An 18,848-nucleotide genomic window follows, 5' to 3' on the forward strand; every position below is an offset into this window, starting at 1 on the left:
TGAGATGTATTATTGTGCTTTTACGGTGGCGGCGGCTTTCTGTTTAAACAGATAACCCACGCCCAGCACTGCGATCCATACAGGGATCAGCCAAACGGAAATCGCCATCCCCGGGGTCATCAGCATAATGATCAGCACCGCGGCCATAAACAGCAGGCACACCCAGTTACCCAGCGGGTAGAAGAGGGCGGGGAAGCGGGTGGTGACGCCCTGCTGCTGTTTGGCGCGACGGAATTTGATATGCGCGAGGCTGATCATCGCCCAGTTGATCACCAGGGCGGAGACCACCAGCGCCATCAGCAGGCCAAATGCGGATTCCGGCGCCAGGTAGTTGATCAGCACACACAGGGCGGTGACCACGGCGGAGACGAGAATGGTATTGACCGGCACGCCGCGTTTGTCGACGCTGAGCAGCGCTTTCGGCGCGTTCCCCTGCTGGGCAAGGCCGAACAGCATACGGCTGTTGCAGTAGACGCAGCTGTTATACACCGACAGGGCCGCCGTCAGCACCACCACGTTGAGGGCGTTTGCCACCAGCGTATCGCCAAGCTCATGGAAAATCAGGACGAACGGACTGGTGTCCGCGGTCACGCGCGTCCACGGCAGCAGCGAGAGCAGGACCGCCAGCGAACCAACATAGAAGATCAGGATACGGTAGATAACCTGGTTGGTGGCTTTCGGAATGCTTTGCTCCGGGTTATCCGCTTCCGCCGCGGTGATACCCACCAGCTCGAGACCGCCGAAGGAGAACATGATGATCGCCATCATCATCACCAGCCCGGTAAAGCCGTGCGGCAGGAACCCGCCTTGATCCCACAGGTTACGTACCGTCGCCTGCGGGCCGCCGTTGCCGCTGAACAGCAGCCAGCCGCCGAACAAAATCATCGCCACGACGGCGACCACTTTGATAATGGCAAACCAGAACTCCATTTCACCGAACACTTTCACGTTGGTCAGGTTAATGGCGTTGATGGCGATGAAGAAAACCGCCGCTGAGGCCCAGGTCGGGATTTCCGGCCACCAGAACTGGATATATTTGCCGACGGCGGTCAGTTCCGCCATGGCTACCAGGACATACAGCACCCAGTAGTTCCAGCCGGAGGCGAAGCCGGCAAAGCCGCCCCAGTATTTATAAGCAAAGTGGCTAAACGAACCGGCTACCGGCTCTTCCACCACCATTTCGCCCAGCTGACGCATGATCAGAAAGGCGATAAAACCGGCAATCGCATAACCAAGAATGATACCCGGGCCGGCGGACTGAATGACGGACGCGCTCCCCAGAAACAGGCCGGTGCCGATAGCCCCGCCCAGCGCGATGAGCTGGATATGGCGGTTTTTGAGGCCGCGCTTCAGCCGATCGCCGTGCTGTTGACCTTCCATATGAAACCTCGTGTGTGGTTATTTTTTGTGTACGTCATCCGTCAGGTTGCTGCTTCACTGCTGTCCCTGCCAGAAAGCATAGCCAGCGAAAATTTGGGCGAAGTGGCCCACTTTTTACCTGAGTGATGGCGCGCACATATTGTTGTGTTTGTGTATTTTTGGACTTCCGTTTCTGTATTGTTTTGTTTACGGAAGGCGGTGCAGTAATTCAGAAAAAGGCCTTTCGTCTCAGGGAGAATAGTGGTAAGCGCGCTTGAATGCACCTGCTTTATGAAGGGATGATGACCATGTGTTTAAAAAGACATCAATAGACACATTCAGTATTATTCCGACGCATTGTTCTCATTTGGTTATTTATTCGCATTTACTGACTTTATATTCACTTATCTGGTCGTTGAATCGGTTCAGATAGCGTAATTTTTCGTTTCCATTAAGTTAATGCTACCTCTTTATGAGTAAACGTAACATTTGTGCAAGGTTACATTTCTGAAATGTTATTTCTGTAAGGTTGTTAAAATGTCCGTGGTTTACTGATTTCAATCAAAACCTGTATGGACAGAAGGTGAATACTTTGTTACTTTAGCGCTACGAACTTTAAATTGGTAAGACCAATTGACTCCGGGCTAATGGCAGAGACAGGGAATATGGCCTACAGCAAAATCCGCCAACCAAAATTATCCGATGTGATAGAGCAGCAGCTGGAGTTTCTGATCCTTGAGGGGACCTTGCGCCCCGGTGAAAAACTCCCGCCTGAACGCGAACTGGCTAAACAGTTCGACGTTTCCCGCCCCTCGCTGCGTGAGGCGATTCAACGCCTCGAAGCCAAGGGCCTGTTGCTTCGTCGTCAGGGAGGTGGAACGTTTGTACAGAGCCGCCTGTGGCAGAGCTTCAGCGATCCGCTGGTCGAGCTGCTGTCCGATCACCCTGAATCCCAATTCGATCTGCTTGAGACCCGTCACGCGCTGGAAGGCATTGCGGCTTATTACGCGGCGCTGCGCAGCAATGATGAAGATCGCGACCGTATCCGCGAGCTGCATCAGGCTATTGAGCGGGCTCAGCAGTCGGGCGATCTGGACGCCGAGTCCGGCGCCGTCGTCCAGTACCAAATCGCCGTCACCGAGGCGGCACACAATGTGGTTTTGCTCCATCTGCTAAGGTGTATGGAGCCGATGCTGGCGCAAAACGTGCGTCAGAACTTTGAATTGCTGTATGCCCGCCGGGAAATGCTCCCGTTGGTCAGCAACCATCGCACTCGCATTTTCGAGGCGATAATGGCCGGGGAGCCGGAGCAGGCGCGTGAGGCGTCGCACCGTCACCTGGCGTTCATTGAGGAAATTTTGCTGGACCGTAGCCGTGAGCAGAGTCGTAGAGAACGCTCGCTGCGTCGTTTACAGCAACGAAAGGACGAGAACTCCGGTTCTTAAGCGCCATTTTTAGAGCGCGGCAACTAAACGCAGAACCTGTCTTATTGAATTTTTGGTTGTTCAAAGGTGAAGAACGAAGAGTTCAATGGGACAGGTTCCAGATTAATCAACGATTAGATAGATAAGGAATACCCCCCATGTCAGAACGTTTACCAAATGACGTGGATCCGATCGAAACTCGCGACTGGCTACAGGCGATCGAATCGGTCATCCGTGAAGAAGGTGTTGAGCGCGCTCAGTATCTTATTGACCAACTCCTTTCTGAAGCCCGCAAAGGCGGGGTGAAAGTGGCTGCTGGCGCATCGACCGGCGGTTACGTAAACACTATTGCCGTTGAAGATGAACCGGAATATCCGGGTAATCTGGATCTGGAACGTCGTATCCGTTCTGCGATCCGCTGGAACGCCATCATGACCGTTCTGCGCGCATCGAAAAAAGATCTCGAACTGGGCGGCCATATGGCTTCTTTCCAGTCTTCCGCAACCTTCTACGAAGTGTGCTTCAACCACTTCTTCCGCGCACGCAATGAGCAGGATGGCGGCGACCTGGTGTACTTCCAGGGTCACATCTCTCCGGGCGTTTATGCGCGTGCTTTCCTGGAAGGTCGTCTGACTGAAGAGCAGATGAACAACTTCCGTCAGGAAGTTCACGGTAAAGGTCTGTCCTCTTATCCGCACCCGAAACTGATGCCGGAATTCTGGCAGTTCCCGACCGTTTCTATGGGCCTGGGCCCAATCGGGGCGATTTATCAGGCTAAATTCCTGAAATATCTGGAACACCGTGGTCTGAAAGACACCTCCAAACAAACCGTTTACGCGTTCCTGGGCGACGGTGAGATGGACGAGCCGGAATCTAAAGGCGCGATCACCATCGCGACCCGTGAGAAGCTGGACAACCTGGTCTTCGTTATCAACTGTAACCTGCAGCGTCTTGATGGCCCGGTCACCGGTAACGGCAAAATCATTAACGAACTGGAAGGCATCTTCGCGGGCGCTGGCTGGAACGTTATCAAGGTTATCTGGGGCGGTCGTTGGGATGAGCTGCTGCGTAAAGACACCAGCGGTAAGCTGATTCAGCTGATGGAAGAAACCGTTGACGGTGACTACCAGACCTTCAAATCCAAAGACGGCGCTTATGTGCGCGAGCACTTCTTCGGTAAATATCCGGAGACCGCCGCGCTGGTTGCCGACTGGACTGACGAGCAGATTTGGGCTCTGAACCGCGGCGGCCACGATCCGAAGAAAGTTTACGCTGCACTGAAGAAAGCGCAGGAAACCAAAGGCAAAGCGACCGTCATCCTCGCCCATACCATCAAAGGTTACGGCATGGGTGATACTGCTGAAGGTAAGAACATCGCTCACCAGGTTAAGAAAATGAACATGGACGGCGTTCGCTACGTCCGCGATCGTTTCAACGTGCCGGTTGCCGATGCCGATCTGGAAAAACTGCCGTACGTAACCTTCCCGGAAGGTTCCGAAGAGCACACCTATCTGCACGCTCAGCGTCAGAAACTGCACGGCTATCTGCCGAGCCGTCAGCCGAACTTCACTGAGAAGCTGGAGCTGCCGACGCTGGAAGATTTCCGCCCGCTGCTGGAAGAGCAGAATAAAGAGATCTCTACCACTATCGCGTTCGTTCGTGCCCTGAACGTGATGCTGAAGAACAAATCCATCAAAGACCGCCTCGTGCCGATCATCGCCGACGAAGCGCGTACTTTCGGTATGGAAGGTCTGTTCCGTCAGATCGGTATCTACAGCCCGAACGGTCAGCAGTACACCCCGCAGGACCGTGAGCAGGTTGCTTACTACAAAGAAGACGAAAAAGGCCAGATCCTGCAGGAAGGGATCAACGAGCTGGGCGCAGGCGCATCCTGGCTGGCTGCGGCGACCTCTTACAGCACCAACAACCTGCCGATGATCCCGTTCTACATCTACTACTCGATGTTCGGGTTCCAGCGTATCGGCGACCTGTGCTGGCAGGCAGGCGACCAGCAGGCTCGCGGCTTCCTGATCGGTGGTACTTCCGGTCGTACGACGCTGAACGGCGAAGGTCTGCAGCACGAAGATGGCCACAGCCATATTCAGTCTCTGACTATCCCGAACTGTATCTCTTACGATCCGTCCTACGCCTACGAAGTGGCGGTCATCATGCATGACGGCCTGGAGCGTATGTACGGTGAGAAACAAGAGAACGTTTACTACTACATCACGACCCTGAACGAAAACTACCACATGCCGGCGATGCCGGAAGGCGCCGAGGAAGGTATCCGTAAAGGTATCTACAAACTCGAAACCATCGAAGGTAGCAAAGGTAAAGTTCAGCTGCTGGGCTCCGGTTCTATCCTGCGTCACGTCCGTGAAGCAGCGCAGATCCTGGCGAAAGACTACGGCGTGGGCTCTGACGTGTACAGCGTTACCTCCTTCACCGAACTGGCGCGTGATGGCCAGGATTGCGAACGCTGGAACATGCTGCACCCCCTGGAAACCCCGCGCGTGCCGTACATCGCTCAGGTGATGAACGACGCTCCGGCTGTGGCATCCACTGACTATATGAAACTGTTCGCCGAGCAGGTTCGTACCTACGTACCGGCTGACGATTACCGCGTACTGGGTACCGATGGCTTCGGTCGTTCCGACAGCCGTGAAAACCTGCGTCACCACTTCGAAGTTGATGCTTCCTATGTGGTCGTTGCAGCGCTGGGCGAACTGGCTAAACGTGGTGAAATCGATAAGAAAGTGGTCGCTGACGCGATCGCGAAATTCGACATCGATGCAGAAAAAGTTAACCCGCGTCTGGCGTAAGAGGTAAAAGAATAATGGCTATCGAAATCAAAGTACCGGACATCGGGGCTGATGAAGTTGAAATCACCGAGATCCTGGTCAAAGTTGGCGACAAAGTAGAAGCTGAACAGTCGCTGATCACCGTAGAAGGCGATAAAGCCTCTATGGAAGTCCCGTCTCCGCAGGCTGGCGTCGTGAAAGAGATTAAAGTCTCCGTCGGCGACAAAACCGAGACTGGCAAACTGATTATGATTTTCGATTCCGCCGAGGGTGCAGCAGCCGCTGCACCTGCGCAGGAAGAGAAGAAAGAAGCCGCTCCGGCCGCTGCTGCGCCAGCCGCCGCCGCGGCAGCGAAAGAAGTGCACGTCCCGGATATCGGCGGCGATGAAGTTGAAGTCACCGAGATCATGGTTAAAGTGGGCGACACCATCGCCGCTGAGCAATCCCTGATCACCGTAGAAGGCGATAAGGCCTCTATGGAAGTGCCAGCGCCGTTCGCGGGTACCGTGAAAGAGATCAAAATCAACACCGGCGATAAAGTGTCCACCGGCTCCCTGATCATGATCTTCGAAGTCGCGGGCGCTGCGCCTGCGGCCGCTCCGGCACAGGCTGCCGCTCCGGCTGCCGCGGCACCGGCTGCTGCTGCCGGCGCGAAAGACGTTAACGTCCCGGACATCGGCGGCGACGAAGTTGAAGTCACCGAAGTGATGGTGAAAGTCGGCGATAAAGTGGCTGCAGAGCAGTCCCTGATCACCGTCGAAGGCGACAAAGCGTCTATGGAAGTGCCGGCGCCGTTCGCGGGCACCGTCAAAGAGATCAAAATCAGCACCGGCGATAAAGTCAAAACCGGCTCCCTGATCATGGTCTTCGAAGTGGAAGGCGCTGCGCCTGCCGCCGCTCCGGCTCAGGCTGCTGCACCGGCACCGGCTGCTGCACCGGCTCAGGCCGCTAAGCCTGCCGCCGCACCGGCTGCGAAAGCAGAAGGCAAAACCGAATTCGCTGAAAACGATGCTTACGTTCACGCGACTCCGCTGATTCGCCGCCTGGCGCGCGAGTTCGGCGTTAACCTGGCGAAAGTGAAAGGCACCGGCCGTAAAGGTCGTATCCTGCGCGAAGACGTTCAGGCCTACGTGAAAGAAGCCGTTAAACGCGCTGAATCCGCACCGGCGGCTGCCGCTGGCGGCGGTATCCCGGGCATGCTGCCATGGCCGAAGGTTGACTTCAGCAAGTTCGGCGAAATCGAAGAAGTGGAGCTGGGCCGTATCCAGAAAATCTCTGGTGCTAACCTGAGCCGTAACTGGGTCATGATCCCGCACGTTACCCATTTCGATAAAACCGATATCACCGATCTGGAAGCGTTCCGTAAGCAGCAGAACGCCGAAGCTGAGAAGCGTAAACTGGACGTGAAATTCACCCCGGTTGTCTTCATCATGAAAGCCGTGGCCGCTGCGCTCGAGCAGATGCCGCGCTTCAACAGCTCGCTCTCCGAAGATGGTCAGCGCCTGACGCTGAAGAAATACATCAACATCGGTGTGGCGGTTGATACCCCGAACGGTCTGGTGGTTCCGGTCTTTAAAGACGTGAACAAGAAGAGCATCACCGAGCTGTCTCGTGAGCTGACCACCATCTCGAAGAAAGCGCGCGATGGCAAACTGACGGCGGGAGAAATGCAGGGCGGTTGCTTCACCATCTCCAGCATCGGCGGCCTGGGTACGACCCACTTCGCGCCGATTGTTAACGCGCCGGAAGTGGCCATCCTCGGCGTGTCTAAGTCCGCGATGGAGCCGGTATGGAATGGTAAAGAGTTCGTGCCGCGTCTGATGCTGCCGATCTCTCTGTCCTTCGACCACCGCGTGATCGACGGTGCTGATGGTGCCCGCTTCATTACCATCATCAACAACACCCTGAGCGACATTCGCCGCCTGGTGATGTAATCGAAAAAGCCGGCCTGACGGCCGGCTTTTTTCTGATAACCTCAGGCTGTTTGGGATTATCAGCAACAAAGGACAAAATCGTTTGCCGTTTGTTGTTTAAAAATTGTTAACAATTTTGTAAAATACACGCGGATAGAACGTCCCGGTGGACTTGGGCGTAAGAATAATAGCGTCAGACCCGCCGGATATAAATTACAGAGGTCATGATGAGTACTGAAATCAAAACTCAGGTCGTGGTACTTGGGGCAGGTCCTGCAGGCTACTCTGCAGCTTTCCGTTGCGCTGATTTAGGTCTGGAAACCGTCATCGTAGAACGTTACAGCACCCTCGGTGGGGTGTGCCTGAACGTGGGTTGTATCCCTTCTAAAGCGCTGCTGCACGTGGCAAAAGTTATCGAAGAAGCGAAAGCGCTGGCCGAACACGGCATCGTTTTCGGCGAACCGAAAACTGACATTGACAAGATCCGCACCTGGAAAGAAAAAGTCATCACTCAGCTGACCGGTGGTCTGGCTGGCATGGCCAAAGGGCGTAAAGTGAAGGTGGTTAACGGTCTGGGTAAATTCACCGGCGCTAACACCCTGGAAGTGGAAGGCGAAAACGGCAAAACCGTGATCAACTTCGACAACGCCATCATCGCGGCGGGTTCCCGTCCGATTCAACTGCCATTTATCCCGCATGAAGATCCGCGCGTATGGGACTCCACCGACGCCCTGGAGCTGAAATCCGTACCGAAACGCATGCTGGTCATGGGCGGCGGTATCATCGGTCTGGAAATGGGTACCGTATACCATGCGCTGGGTTCAGAGATTGACGTGGTTGAAATGTTCGACCAGGTTATCCCGGCGGCCGATAAAGACGTGGTGAAAGTCTTCACTAAACGCATCAGCAAGAAATTCAACCTGATGCTGGAAACCAAAGTGACTGCCGTTGAAGCGAAAGAAGACGGTATTTACGTTTCCATGGAAGGCAAAAAAGCGCCAGCGGAAGCACAGCGTTACGACGCCGTACTGGTGGCTATCGGTCGCGTACCGAACGGTAAAAACCTCGACGCAGGCAAAGCGGGCGTGGAAGTGGACGATCGTGGCTTCATCCGCGTTGACAAACAAATGCGCACCAACGTGCCGCACATCTTTGCTATCGGCGATATCGTCGGTCAGCCGATGCTGGCGCACAAAGGCGTCCACGAAGGTCACGTTGCCGCTGAAGTTATCTCCGGCCTGAAACACTACTTCGATCCGAAAGTGATCCCGTCCATCGCCTACACCGAGCCAGAAGTGGCATGGGTCGGCCTGACTGAGAAAGAAGCGAAAGAGAAAGGCATCAGCTACGAAACCGCCACCTTCCCGTGGGCGGCTTCCGGCCGCGCTATCGCTTCCGACTGCGCAGACGGTATGACCAAACTGATCTTCGACAAAGAGACCCACCGTGTTATCGGCGGCGCGATTGTCGGCACCAACGGCGGCGAGCTGCTGGGTGAGATCGGCCTGGCTATCGAAATGGGCTGCGACGCTGAAGACATCGCGCTGACTATCCACGCTCACCCGACTCTGCACGAGTCTGTTGGCCTGGCGGCAGAAGTCTTCGAAGGCAGCATCACCGACCTGCCGAACGCCAAAGCGAAGAAAAAGTAACTTTTTCTTTCAGGCAAAAAGCATAAGCGGCTCCCGGAGCCGCTTTTTTTATGCCTGATGTTTAGAACTATGTCGCTATTCATAAACCGCTACACCTCATACATACTTTGTAAATAGTCACTCAGTAAACTTATAGGTAGTTAACGATATCGATGAGGTGTGTGATGAAACGCTTTTTAACCAGTGCGCTGGTCGCAGCAACGTGCTTATCCGGTGTAGCCTGCGCGGCTGACGCCACGATTCCATGGGCGGATAACAGCGGCGGCACGGAAACGACCCATATCGCGGCGATGGGCCAGGATCTGAATGCCCAGCATCAGCAGGTGACGAAGACCAGTGAAGGGGTATGGGCGGCGAATTCCGGCAGCATCAGCGCTGACGAAGCGGCATTGTCCAGTACGAAACCAGCCTTTGCCGGCGATCCGTCTCTGATGCCCCACCAGGGCTAAGTGAATGAAAACGCCCGGTTGCGTATACGTAACCGGGCGTTTTTTTATGGCTTGACCACCTGCCAGCCGGCGTCAGCGTCGGGGGCAAAGCGCGTTATCGCCTGGGCCTTTGCCGCACTCTCTTCACCGAGATTGGCCTGATAAACCGTATCGTGCTGATCGATCATAAAGCTCATCACGCCGGTTTCCCCCCACGCCACCGGCCATGCCAGCAAGGCGACGCTCTGCTCATCTTTACCGGTGATAATGCGGAAGCGGTAGCCATGGTAGCCGCTGCCGGGTACCGTCGGGCTAAAGGCGGGCCCAAGCGGACTTGGCGCTTCGCCCGGCGAGGTGGGCCAGTACAGACCATCTTTTTTGCCTTCGCTACTGATGATTTTCTGCGCCCAGCGGTGGTTCAGTTGATAGTAATCCTGCTGGGCGTCAACGTAGGCGTGCATGGCGGCTATTGCCGACAGTTCATTACGGCCGATAGCGCGGGTGAGGATCTCCTCTTCGCCAGCGGCCATATCAAAGCGCCAGCCCTGGGATGATTTGACGATGGGGATGGGCAGGCGCCATGCTTCGCTACCAACGTCGAGCCAGGCGTTATCACCCTGCTGCACAATCACATGTTTCACCTGCCAGTCGCGCTGGAAGCGGTCGACGGCAGTGGGGTCGATCCCGTCGGGGGGTAAAAAATGCTGCCAGTTATCGCCAAGCACCTCGCTCAGCGCCGCGTCATTTTGCTGGCCGATCGCCTCGGCCAGCGCGCTCGCGGCCTGCTCGGGGGTGGCATATTGCTGCTGGGCGAAGGCGGCAAGCGGTGACAGCATTAACGTGAACAGGGCAATAGGTAATGGGTTTCTCATTCTGCTCATCCTCAGCGGCGGCGTAGTTCATGGTGTTCAGAAAGACGCTCTCTGGCGCCGTCGCGCTGCTCGCGGTTTACGCTGGAAAACTGACGACTCTGTCGTCCCCGTTCCTGCTGCGCTTGCCAGGAGGGGGCGCGGCTTTCGTTGCCGCTAAGGGCGCTGGCGCGCAGATGATTGACCGTCTGCTGACGCTGGGCGGGCGTGGCGGAATGGAGCTGCTGCCGGCGCTGTTGCTGCTGCGGTGTAGCATTCTGCTCGTGGTTCTTAATGGTTTCCCTACGCTGCTGTTGCTGCGGCGTCGGGTTTTTCAACTGCGCTTTCGCCGCGTCTCGACGCTGCTGGGTTGATGTCGGCGCGCTGTCGTAACCGCGGTAGTTGCTGCGCTGGGTGGCTTGTTTCAACTGCGCCGAGGCCGCCTGACGCTGGGCATCGCGCGAGGGAGTGTTTGCCGCCAGGTTGCCTGCCGTGGCGGTCGACGCGCTGCGCTGCTGAAGCTGGGTCATTGCCGCCTGGCGCTGCGCCTCACGATCGACCGGCGCATGCTGGGTCGCGCTCAGTCCGCCGGATACGTTGGTCTGATGAAAGCGCTGGGCGACGGTATTATCGGGGTATGGCACGTGACCGCGATAGGCGGGATTGTGCTGCCAGTTTACGTGGTCGCCCGGCAGGTTTTGTCCGGTAATGCGGTTAAAATTATTCACATTGATATTGATGTTATCGCCATTATGCGAGTAATCCCCGCGGTGGTAGTCGTCATCGTGATGGTGGTAGTCATCATCATCATCCCAGTCGATGCTGCTGAACAGCGCCCAGGTGGTCGCCACGCCCAGGCTGTAACCGAAGCCTTTGACGAAGCTATCGGTAAACTGCTCCCCGGGAGGGGGCGGCAGATAGACCGGAGGATAGGCGCTGTTCGGCCAGGTACCATAGACGGTGGAGGGGTTGTAGTTGGGAACATAGACCACCTGCGGGTCGGTCGGTTCTATTTTTATGACCTGGGTCGGCGCAGGCGCCGCCGCGGTAGTGCTTGACGTTGATACGGTGCTACTTTTCGAAGTGGTGGCCGGCACAGGCGCCGCTGCGGCGACAATCACTTTTTGCTGCGGCGTGGATTTCAGCGTCCCTGTCTCCTGGGCGATGGCACGCAGGCGCTGCACCGAGTCCATCACATCATGCGGCTGGGCCAAAAACGCATTACCCAGATTTTCCACCCAAGGCGGATTCTCGCCCATCATCGCCAGCAGGGCAGGGAAAGCGACAAGCGATTTGACGCTGGGATCCCATGGCTGGCTGGCAACTGCCTGAACGGCGGGATCCCCTTTCATGGTGGGGTTATCCTGGGACCACTGCACCGCCTGCATGACGTTGTCCGGGTAGGTGGAAGCCATCAGCACCTGCGACAGCAGTCTGTCCGGGTAGAGCGCGATGGGGGCAACCCACTGGTCAATCTGCGCCTGGGTGTAGGTGGCGGCCACCGGCTGCGCGGCGGCGGGTGCGGCTGGCGTTGGCGCTGGCGCAGGCTGCGCCGTCGGCTGAGTGACCGTCTCTGGAGTACGGCTTTGCACATAGAGTGTTCCCGCCGCCGCGAGTAAGCCAGCGCTACAGAGCAGGGCGATAATATGGGGTTTGAACGGCAGTGACATAGAAGCTCCTGACCCAAAAAGTAACCCATCTCGCTAAAGTATCGGCGAAAACGGCGCGTTTGCAGAGTATAAGTAAGCGGTATGGCTTTTTATTGATGATTGTTGGGATCGGCCCATGGCGTTGTACGCGGAAAGGAATTTTTGTCGCGGGATTTGAACAGAAAGCCTGCAATATCCTGCCCTTAACGATTCAGCTAAATTTTAATGTTGCTTTTTTGTAAACAGATTAACACCTTTCAAAAATCCTGCTATGCTGCCGACGCGGTATCGGGCATTTACCCTACAAACTGCTGTCTCACAGGAGCGTGAAGAAAATCGCCCAGCCACTAAATCCTTCAAGATGCGTCAAGGCGGCAAACTGCCAATACCGAAGCAGATTGATTGAAGAGGTGTAGGCCGCATTATGACAATGAGAAGCGAGGAGAACCGTCGTGCTAGAAGAATACCGTAAGCACGTAGCTGAGCGTGCCGCCATGGGGATTGTTGCCAAACCCTTAGATGCAACCCAAATGGCCGCGCTGGTAGAACTGCTGAAAAACCCGCCTGCGGGCGAAGAAGAATTCCTGTTAGACCTGCTGATTAACCGTGTACCGCCGGGCGTCGACGAAGCCGCCTATGTTAAAGCTGGATTCCTTGCCGCGATCGCCAAAGGCGAAACGACCTCCCCCCTGGTTACCCCTGAAAAAGCCGTTGAACTGCTGGGCACCATGCAGGGCGGTTACAATATCCACCCGCTGATCGATGCCCTGGACGACGCGAAACTGGCGCCGATTGCCGCGAAAGCGCTGTCCCATACTCTGCTGATGTTCGATAACTTCTACGACGTGGAAGAGAAAGCGAAAGCGGGTAACGAGCACGCTAAACAGGTTATGCAATCCTGGGCCGACGCTGAGTGGTTCCTGAACCGCCCGCAGCTGGCAGAGAAAATCACCGTTACCGTTTTCAAGGTCACTGGCGAAACGAACACCGATGACCTGTCTCCGGCGCCGGATGCCTGGTCGCGTCCGGATATCCCACTGCACGCCCTGGCGATGCTGAAAAACGCCCGCGAAGGCATTGAACCGGATCAGCCGGGCGTGGTTGGCCCGATCAAACAGATCGAAGCCCTGCAGCAGAAAGGCTACCCGCTGGCCTACGTCGGCGATGTGGTCGGGACCGGCTCTTCACGTAAATCGGCCACCAACTCGGTGCTGTGGTTTATGGGCGACGATATCCCGAACGTGCCGAACAAGCGCGGCGGCGGTCTGTGCCTGGGCGGCAAAATCGCGCCAATCTTCTTCAACACCATGGAAGATGCGGGCGCGCTGCCTATCGAAGTGGATGTGTCAAACCTGAACATGGGCGACGTCATCGACGTTTACCCGTTCAAAGGCGAAGTGCGTAATCACGAGACCAACGAACTGCTGGCCAGCTTCGAGCTGAAAACCGATGTGCTGATCGACGAAGTTCGTGCCGGCGGCCGTATCCCGCTGATCATCGGTCGCGGCCTGACCACCAAAGCACGTGAAGCGCTGGGTCTGCCGCACAGCGATGTCTTCCGTCAGGCGAAAGACGTAGCGGAAAGCACCCGCGGCTTCTCGCTGGCGCAGAAAATGGTTGGCCGCGCCTGCGGCGTTGCCGGTATCCGCCCGGGCGCCTACTGCGAGCCGAAAATGACCTCCGTCGGTTCTCAGGACACCACCGGTCCAATGACCCGTGATGAACTGAAAGACCTGGCGTGCCTGGGCTTCTCCGCTGACCTGGTGATGCAGTCCTTCTGCCACACTGCGGCCTATCCGAAGCCGGTTGACGTCACCACGCATCATACTCTGCCGGACTTCATTATGAACCGCGGCGGCGTCTCGCTGCGTCCGGGCGATGGCGTGATCCACTCCTGGCTGAACCGCATGCTGCTGCCGGATACCGTGGGCACCGGCGGCGACTCCCACACCCGTTTCCCCATCGGTATCTCCTTCCCGGCGGGCTCTGGTCTGGTGGCCTTCGCCGCCGCGACCGGCGTGATGCCGCTGGATATGCCGGAATCGGTGCTGGTGCGTTTCAAAGGTAAAATGCAGCCGGGCATTACGCTGCGCGACCTGGTCCACGCGATCCCGCTGTACGCCATCAAGCAGGGCCTGCTGACCGTTGAGAAGAAAGGTAAGAAAAACATCTTCTCTGGCCGCATCCTTGAGATTGAAGGTCTGCCGGATCTTAAAGTGGAGCAGGCGTTCGAGCTGACCGATGCCTCCGCTGAACGTTCTGCTGCAGGTTGCACCATCAAGCTGAACAAAGAGCCGATCGTTGAGTATCTGAACTCCAACATCGTCCTGCTGAAGTGGATGATCGCCGAAGGCTACGGCGACCGCCGTACCCTGGAGCGTCGTATCCAGGGCATGGAGAAATGGCTGGCGGATCCGCAGCTGCTGGAAGCCGATGCTGACGCGGAATACGCGGCAGTGATCGACATCGATCTGGCGGATATCAAAGAGCCGATTCTGTGCGCGCCGAACGATCCGGACGATGCCCGCCTGCTGTCTGACGTACAGGGCGAGAAAATCGACGAAGTGTTCATCGGCTCCTGCATGACCAACATCGGCCATTTCCGTGCCGCCGGTAAGCTGCTGGACAGCCACAAAGGCCAGTTGCCGACTCGCCTGTGGGTGGCGCCGCCAACCCGTATGGACGCCGCGCAGCTGACCGAAGAAGGTTACTACAGCGTATTTGGTAAGAGCGGGGCGCGTATCGAAATCCCTGGCTGTTCCCTGTGTATGGGTAACCAGGCGCGCGTCGCCGACGGTGCGACGGTGGTTTCCACCTCTACCCGTAACTTCCCGAACCGTTTAGGTACCGGCGCTAACGTCTATCTGGCCTCTGCCGAGCTGGCAGCGGTGGCTTCTCTGCTCGGTAAACTGCCGACGCCGGAAGAGTACCAGACCTTCGTGGCGCAGGTGGATAAGACAGCGGAAGATACCTATCGCTATCTGAACTTCAACCAGCTGGATCAGTACACTGAAAAAGCTGACGGCGTGATCTTCCAGACCGCGGTGTAAAACCAGTCGGTCAGCCTGGCTGACCGTTTGGCTACAAACTCCCCAATGCCCGGTGAACATTGCATCACCGGGCATTTTTATTTCCAAACCTCCTGCCTGTTACGCTTTTTTTCTTTCGGTCTGCTGCGATAATTACTCCATGGGTACAGTGCAGCGGTGACGCATTGCCCTTGCAGAGGAAAAGACGATGGACTACGAATTTCTGCGCGATATTACCGGAGTGGTAAAGGTGCGAATGTCGATGGATCACGAGGCGATTGGCCACTGGTTCAACGAGGAGGTGAAAGACAATCTTGCTCTGCTTGACGAAGTGGAGCAGGCTGCGCGCACCGTGAAAGGCAGTGAACGTTCCTGGCAGCGTGCCGGACATGAATATACGCTGTGGCTGGATGGCGAAGAGGTGATGATCCGCGCCAATCAGCTGGAATTTTCCGGCGACGAAATCGAAGAGGGGATGAGCTACTACGACGAAGAAAGCCTCTCTCTGTGCGGTGTTGAGGATTTCCTGCAGGTGGTTGCCGCCTATCGTGAGTTTATGCAGCAGCGTTGATGACTCGTTTTGCGCCGGGCTGCGGAAAACCGTAGCCCGGCTAAGCGTCGCGTGCGCAGGGCACATCTCCGGTCGCGACGAGTACCTTTCCCCCGCTACCCGCCGGCGCAGAACCCAGGCCCGGCGCGCAAAATCGCCGCCGGGCATTTGAGGCATTACACGGCAGGAATATTGCGGCCGTAGTAAATCTCGCGCATCTCTTTCCACAGCAGGTCGGTAATGACCTTGCGCTCTTCAGCGGTCAACTCTTCCGGTCGGGTATGGAACATGTAATGCTTAAGGTCGAACTCCTTAAGCAACATTTTGGTATGGAAGATATTTTCCTGATAAACGTTGACGTCGACCATGTCATACAGCGACTTCATATCGTCAGACATAAAGTTCTGAATTGAGTTGATTTCATGATCGATAAAATGCTTCATCCCATTGATGTCGCGGGTAAAGCCGCGCACGCGGTAGTCAATGGTCACAATGTCCGATTCCAGCTGGTGGATCAGATAGTTCAGCGCTTTGAGCGGTGAAATAACCCCGCAGGTAGAGACTTCGATATCGGCGCGGAAGGTGCACAGGCCGCCTTCCGGGTGGCTCTCCGGATAGGTATGCACGCAGATATGGCTTTTATCGAGATGGGCGACCACGGTTTCAGGCAGCGGGCCGGGGTGTTCGGTCTGGTCGATAAGCCGCGGGTCGACGGGCTCTTCGCTTACCAGAATGGTCACGCTGGCGCCCTGGGGTTCATAATCCTGGCGGGCGATATTCAGGATATTAGCGCCAATAATAGAGCAGGTTTCGCTCAGGATCTCTGTCAGGCGATTGGCATTATAAAGTTCGTCGATATAGGCGATGTAGCCGTCGCGCTCTTCTGCCGTTTTGGCGTAACAAATATCGTAGATACAAAAACTCAGGCTTTTGGTCAGGTTGTTAAAGCCGTGCAGCTTCAATTTTTTCAATTTAGTTCACCCCCTTATTTCGCTTCACGGTGCGGACAGAGCATCATGCAGATATTGTGGTAAGGCGAAGGCCGCCGTATGGATTGCCGGATTGTAGTAACGGCAGGTCAGGTTGGCTTTGTGAAAGCGCGCCTGAATGATTTCGCTGGAAAGATGGCGCAGCGCCTCGTTGTCGCTCGCCCAGGCAAAGGTCATTATCCCGCCGTAATAGGTCGGAATCGCCGCCTGGTAGAAGCTGACGTCGCGAAAATAGTGGCTCAGTTTGCGATGGCTACCGACCGCTTCATCCTGCTGCAGGAAGCAGACGCCGTTCTGCGCAACGAAAATCCCTCCCGGATTCAGGCAGCGTTTGCAGCCTTCATAAAAAGCCGAGGTGAAGAGGCTTTCCCCCGGGCCAATAGGGTCGGTACAGTCCGAAATGATCACATCAAACGTTTGCGTCGTCTGGTTAACAAAATTGACGCCATCATCAATCACCAGCGTAAAGCGCGGATCGTCATAGGCGCCGGCGCTATGGTTGGGCAGGTACTGGCGGCAGAATGAGACCACCCCGGCGTCGATTTCCACCATGGTGATGCTTTCGATGCTGCGATGACGAGAGACTTCGCGCAGCATCGCGCCATCTCCGCCGCCGATGATCAGGACATGCTTGGCATTGCCGTGAGCCAGCAGCGGCACGTGGGTCATCATTTCGTGATAGATAAACTCATCGCGTTCGGTGGTTTGCACGACGCCATCCAGCGCCATCACCCGGCCAAAGGCGCGGTTGTCAAAGATGATCAGATCCTGATGATCGGTTTTTTCGTGGTACAGCACGTTATCAACGCTAAAGTACTGACCAAAATGGTCATGCAGCGTTTCATGCCACAGTGGATTATCGGCCACGGTGAGGCTCCTCCTTCGTTAACATCTGTTACACCCGTAAAACGAGTGCAACATCATAGACAACTATAGATGAGGATGCACGGCGGTTATTGCAGCAATGCGGCAGGAATAACAGCACCGCCCGGAGAGGGCGGTGGGGAGTCAGGGCTATTTTGCCGGCGCGGGTTGGCTATCCACTATTCGCACGGAATAGACCATGGTCGCGCCTGGGGGGATCTTCGGTGGCAACCCTTTACTGCCATAGGCTTTGTCGGGCGGGACGACCAGCGTCACGGAGCCGTGGTTCTGCAGGCGCTTCAGCGGCCCGCGAAATACCGGGGGATAGGCATCCAGTTTCTGGGTAAGCGCCTGATCTTTCGTCTCCATATCATTGATCACCTTTCCGTCCGTCAGCATCTCTTTGATCACCACGGTCACCAGATCGTTGCCGCTAATCTTTCCTTTACCCGGGTAATCGATACGGCTGTAGACGCCCTCTTTGAAGACCACACCTTTTTTGCGCGCAAACGCCTGCTGGTATTTCTGACCGGCGCTGATGTTTTTCTGCTCGATTTTATTCAGGTTCTGGAAAACCTGCTGTGAAATGTCAAACAGCGCTTTGTTACGCTCCTGTTCGCCGAGGCGAAGCTGGCCGCTGAAAGCATCTTCGATGCCCTGCAGCACCAGGCCAGCGTCGACGTTAACTCCCTGAGTGCGACGAGTCGTGAGGACGTTAAGCGCCTCTGTACCCATCGAGGCGCCGATGGCGTAAGCCTGCTGTTCACCTGGCGCGCTGAGTTTGGCGGCGGTTTTGCCGGTGGTATTTCTCGGCGGGACCGTCAGCTGCGTCCGCAGCAGCTGGATTTCATCCTCTTTCATCCGCAGCTGGGCGTTATCTTTGTCCGCCTGCAGGCGATAGGCCGCCACTATGGCCGCCATCTCGGGGGGCTCATCTTTTGCCGCCACGGCGGCATCGGCGCGGCTCGATGGCGCTTTCTCCGCCGCGGCGAGCCGGTTAGCCAGCGACTGCTTATCGGCGTTAAGGGCTTTGATCTGGTCGAGGGCGGTCTGCTTCTCTTTTTCCGCCGCCGCCAGCCGGTTGACCAACGGCTGTTTGTCGGCGTTAAGGGCTTTGACCTGGTCGAGGGCGGCCTGTTTCTCTTTTTCGGCCGCCGTCAGCCGGTTGACCAGCGGCTGTTTATCAGCGTTAAGGGTTTTGACCTGGTCGAGAGCAGCCTGCTTCTCTTTTTCCGCCGCCGCCAGCCGGTTAGCCAGAGACTGCTTATCGGCGTTAAGGGTTTTGACCTGGTCGAGGGCGGTCTGCTTCTCTTTTTCCGCCGCCGCCAGCCGGTTGACCAAC

Annotated in this window: 13 protein-coding genes; 7 read left to right on the forward strand and 6 right to left on the reverse strand. The window is 56.4% G+C overall.

Annotated elements, in window-relative coordinates; genetic code table 11:
• Positions 1–9: 9 nt before the first annotated feature.
• A complete protein-coding gene (aroP, locus tag ABLX76_RS15200; protein ID WP_023291995.1) occupies positions 10–1,380 on the reverse strand; it encodes an aromatic amino acid transporter AroP in 1,371 nt (456 codons plus the stop codon).
• 644 nt (positions 1,381–2,024) lie between these two features.
• Here aroP and pdhR point away from each other — a divergent pair.
• From pdhR to ABLX76_RS15225, 5 genes are all read left to right on the forward strand, one after another.
• Entirely contained in the window at positions 2,025–2,804 is a 780-nt protein-coding gene (gene pdhR, locus ABLX76_RS15205; RefSeq protein WP_002888699.1) for a pyruvate dehydrogenase complex transcriptional repressor PdhR, read from the forward strand.
• A 137-nt stretch (positions 2,805–2,941) separates the two neighbouring features.
• Positions 2,942–5,605 (forward strand): pyruvate dehydrogenase (acetyl-transferring), homodimeric type, encoded by a 2,664-nt coding sequence (aceE, locus tag ABLX76_RS15210; RefSeq protein WP_023291996.1) that lies wholly within the window; start codon positions 2,942–2,944, stop codon positions 5,603–5,605.
• A 14-nt stretch (positions 5,606–5,619) separates the two neighbouring features.
• The gene (gene aceF, locus ABLX76_RS15215) at positions 5,620–7,518 is read left to right on the forward strand and encodes a pyruvate dehydrogenase complex dihydrolipoyllysine-residue acetyltransferase (RefSeq protein ID WP_023291997.1); all 1,899 of its coding nucleotides are present in this window, start codon (positions 5,620–5,622) and stop codon (positions 7,516–7,518) included.
• A 206-nt stretch (positions 7,519–7,724) separates the two neighbouring features.
• Complete coding sequence (gene lpdA / locus ABLX76_RS15220) at positions 7,725–9,149, forward strand: dihydrolipoyl dehydrogenase (protein ID WP_002888731.1); 1,425 nt, start codon at positions 7,725–7,727, stop codon at positions 9,147–9,149.
• A gap of 164 nt (positions 9,150–9,313) precedes the next feature.
• The gene (locus tag ABLX76_RS15225) at positions 9,314–9,598 is read left to right on the forward strand and encodes a hypothetical protein (protein ID WP_044521032.1); all 285 of its coding nucleotides are present in this window, start codon (positions 9,314–9,316) and stop codon (positions 9,596–9,598) included.
• Between the two features lie 44 nt (positions 9,599–9,642).
• Here ABLX76_RS15225 and ABLX76_RS15230 read toward each other — a convergent pair whose 3' ends face one another.
• Positions 9,643–10,449, reverse strand: a complete 807-nt coding sequence (locus ABLX76_RS15230) for a DUF2950 domain-containing protein (RefSeq protein WP_262962715.1) — start codon at positions 10,447–10,449, stop codon at positions 9,643–9,645.
• An 11-nt stretch (positions 10,450–10,460) separates the two neighbouring features.
• A complete protein-coding gene (locus ABLX76_RS15235) occupies positions 10,461–12,095 on the reverse strand; it encodes a DUF3300 domain-containing protein (RefSeq protein ID WP_348874772.1) in 1,635 nt (544 codons plus the stop codon).
• Positions 12,096–12,526: 431 nt separating this feature from the next.
• Here ABLX76_RS15235 and acnB point away from each other — a divergent pair, with 431 nt between their 5' ends.
• Both acnB and yacL read left to right on the forward strand, forming a co-directional pair.
• Positions 12,527–15,124, forward strand: coding sequence for a bifunctional aconitate hydratase 2/2-methylisocitrate dehydratase (acnB, locus tag ABLX76_RS15240; protein WP_004204372.1), 2,598 nt, complete (start codon positions 12,527–12,529; stop codon positions 15,122–15,124).
• Positions 15,125–15,311: 187 nt separating this feature from the next.
• Entirely contained in the window at positions 15,312–15,674 is a 363-nt protein-coding gene (gene yacL, locus ABLX76_RS15245) for a protein YacL (RefSeq protein ID WP_004204373.1), read from the forward strand.
• A gap of 155 nt (positions 15,675–15,829) precedes the next feature.
• On the opposite strand, the gene speD is transcribed toward yacL, so the two are convergent.
• From speD to ABLX76_RS15260, 3 genes are all read right to left on the reverse strand, one after another.
• Positions 15,830–16,624, reverse strand: coding sequence for an adenosylmethionine decarboxylase (speD, locus tag ABLX76_RS15250; protein WP_004204375.1), 795 nt, complete (start codon positions 16,622–16,624; stop codon positions 15,830–15,832).
• A 24-nt stretch (positions 16,625–16,648) separates the two neighbouring features.
• Positions 16,649–17,509, reverse strand: a complete 861-nt coding sequence (gene speE, locus ABLX76_RS15255) for a polyamine aminopropyltransferase (RefSeq protein WP_004204376.1) — start codon at positions 17,507–17,509, stop codon at positions 16,649–16,651.
• A 147-nt stretch (positions 17,510–17,656) separates the two neighbouring features.
• Complete coding sequence (locus ABLX76_RS15260) at positions 17,657–18,847, reverse strand: FKBP-type peptidyl-prolyl cis-trans isomerase N-terminal domain-containing protein (protein WP_243806043.1); 1,191 nt, start codon at positions 18,845–18,847, stop codon at positions 17,657–17,659.
• Between the last annotated feature and the right edge of the window lies 1 nt (position 18,848).

The sequence above is a fragment of the Klebsiella sp. JB_Kp004 genome (assembly GCF_040065795.1).
In the GTDB taxonomy this organism is placed as follows: Bacteria; Pseudomonadota; Gammaproteobacteria; order Enterobacterales; family Enterobacteriaceae; genus Klebsiella; species Klebsiella quasipneumoniae.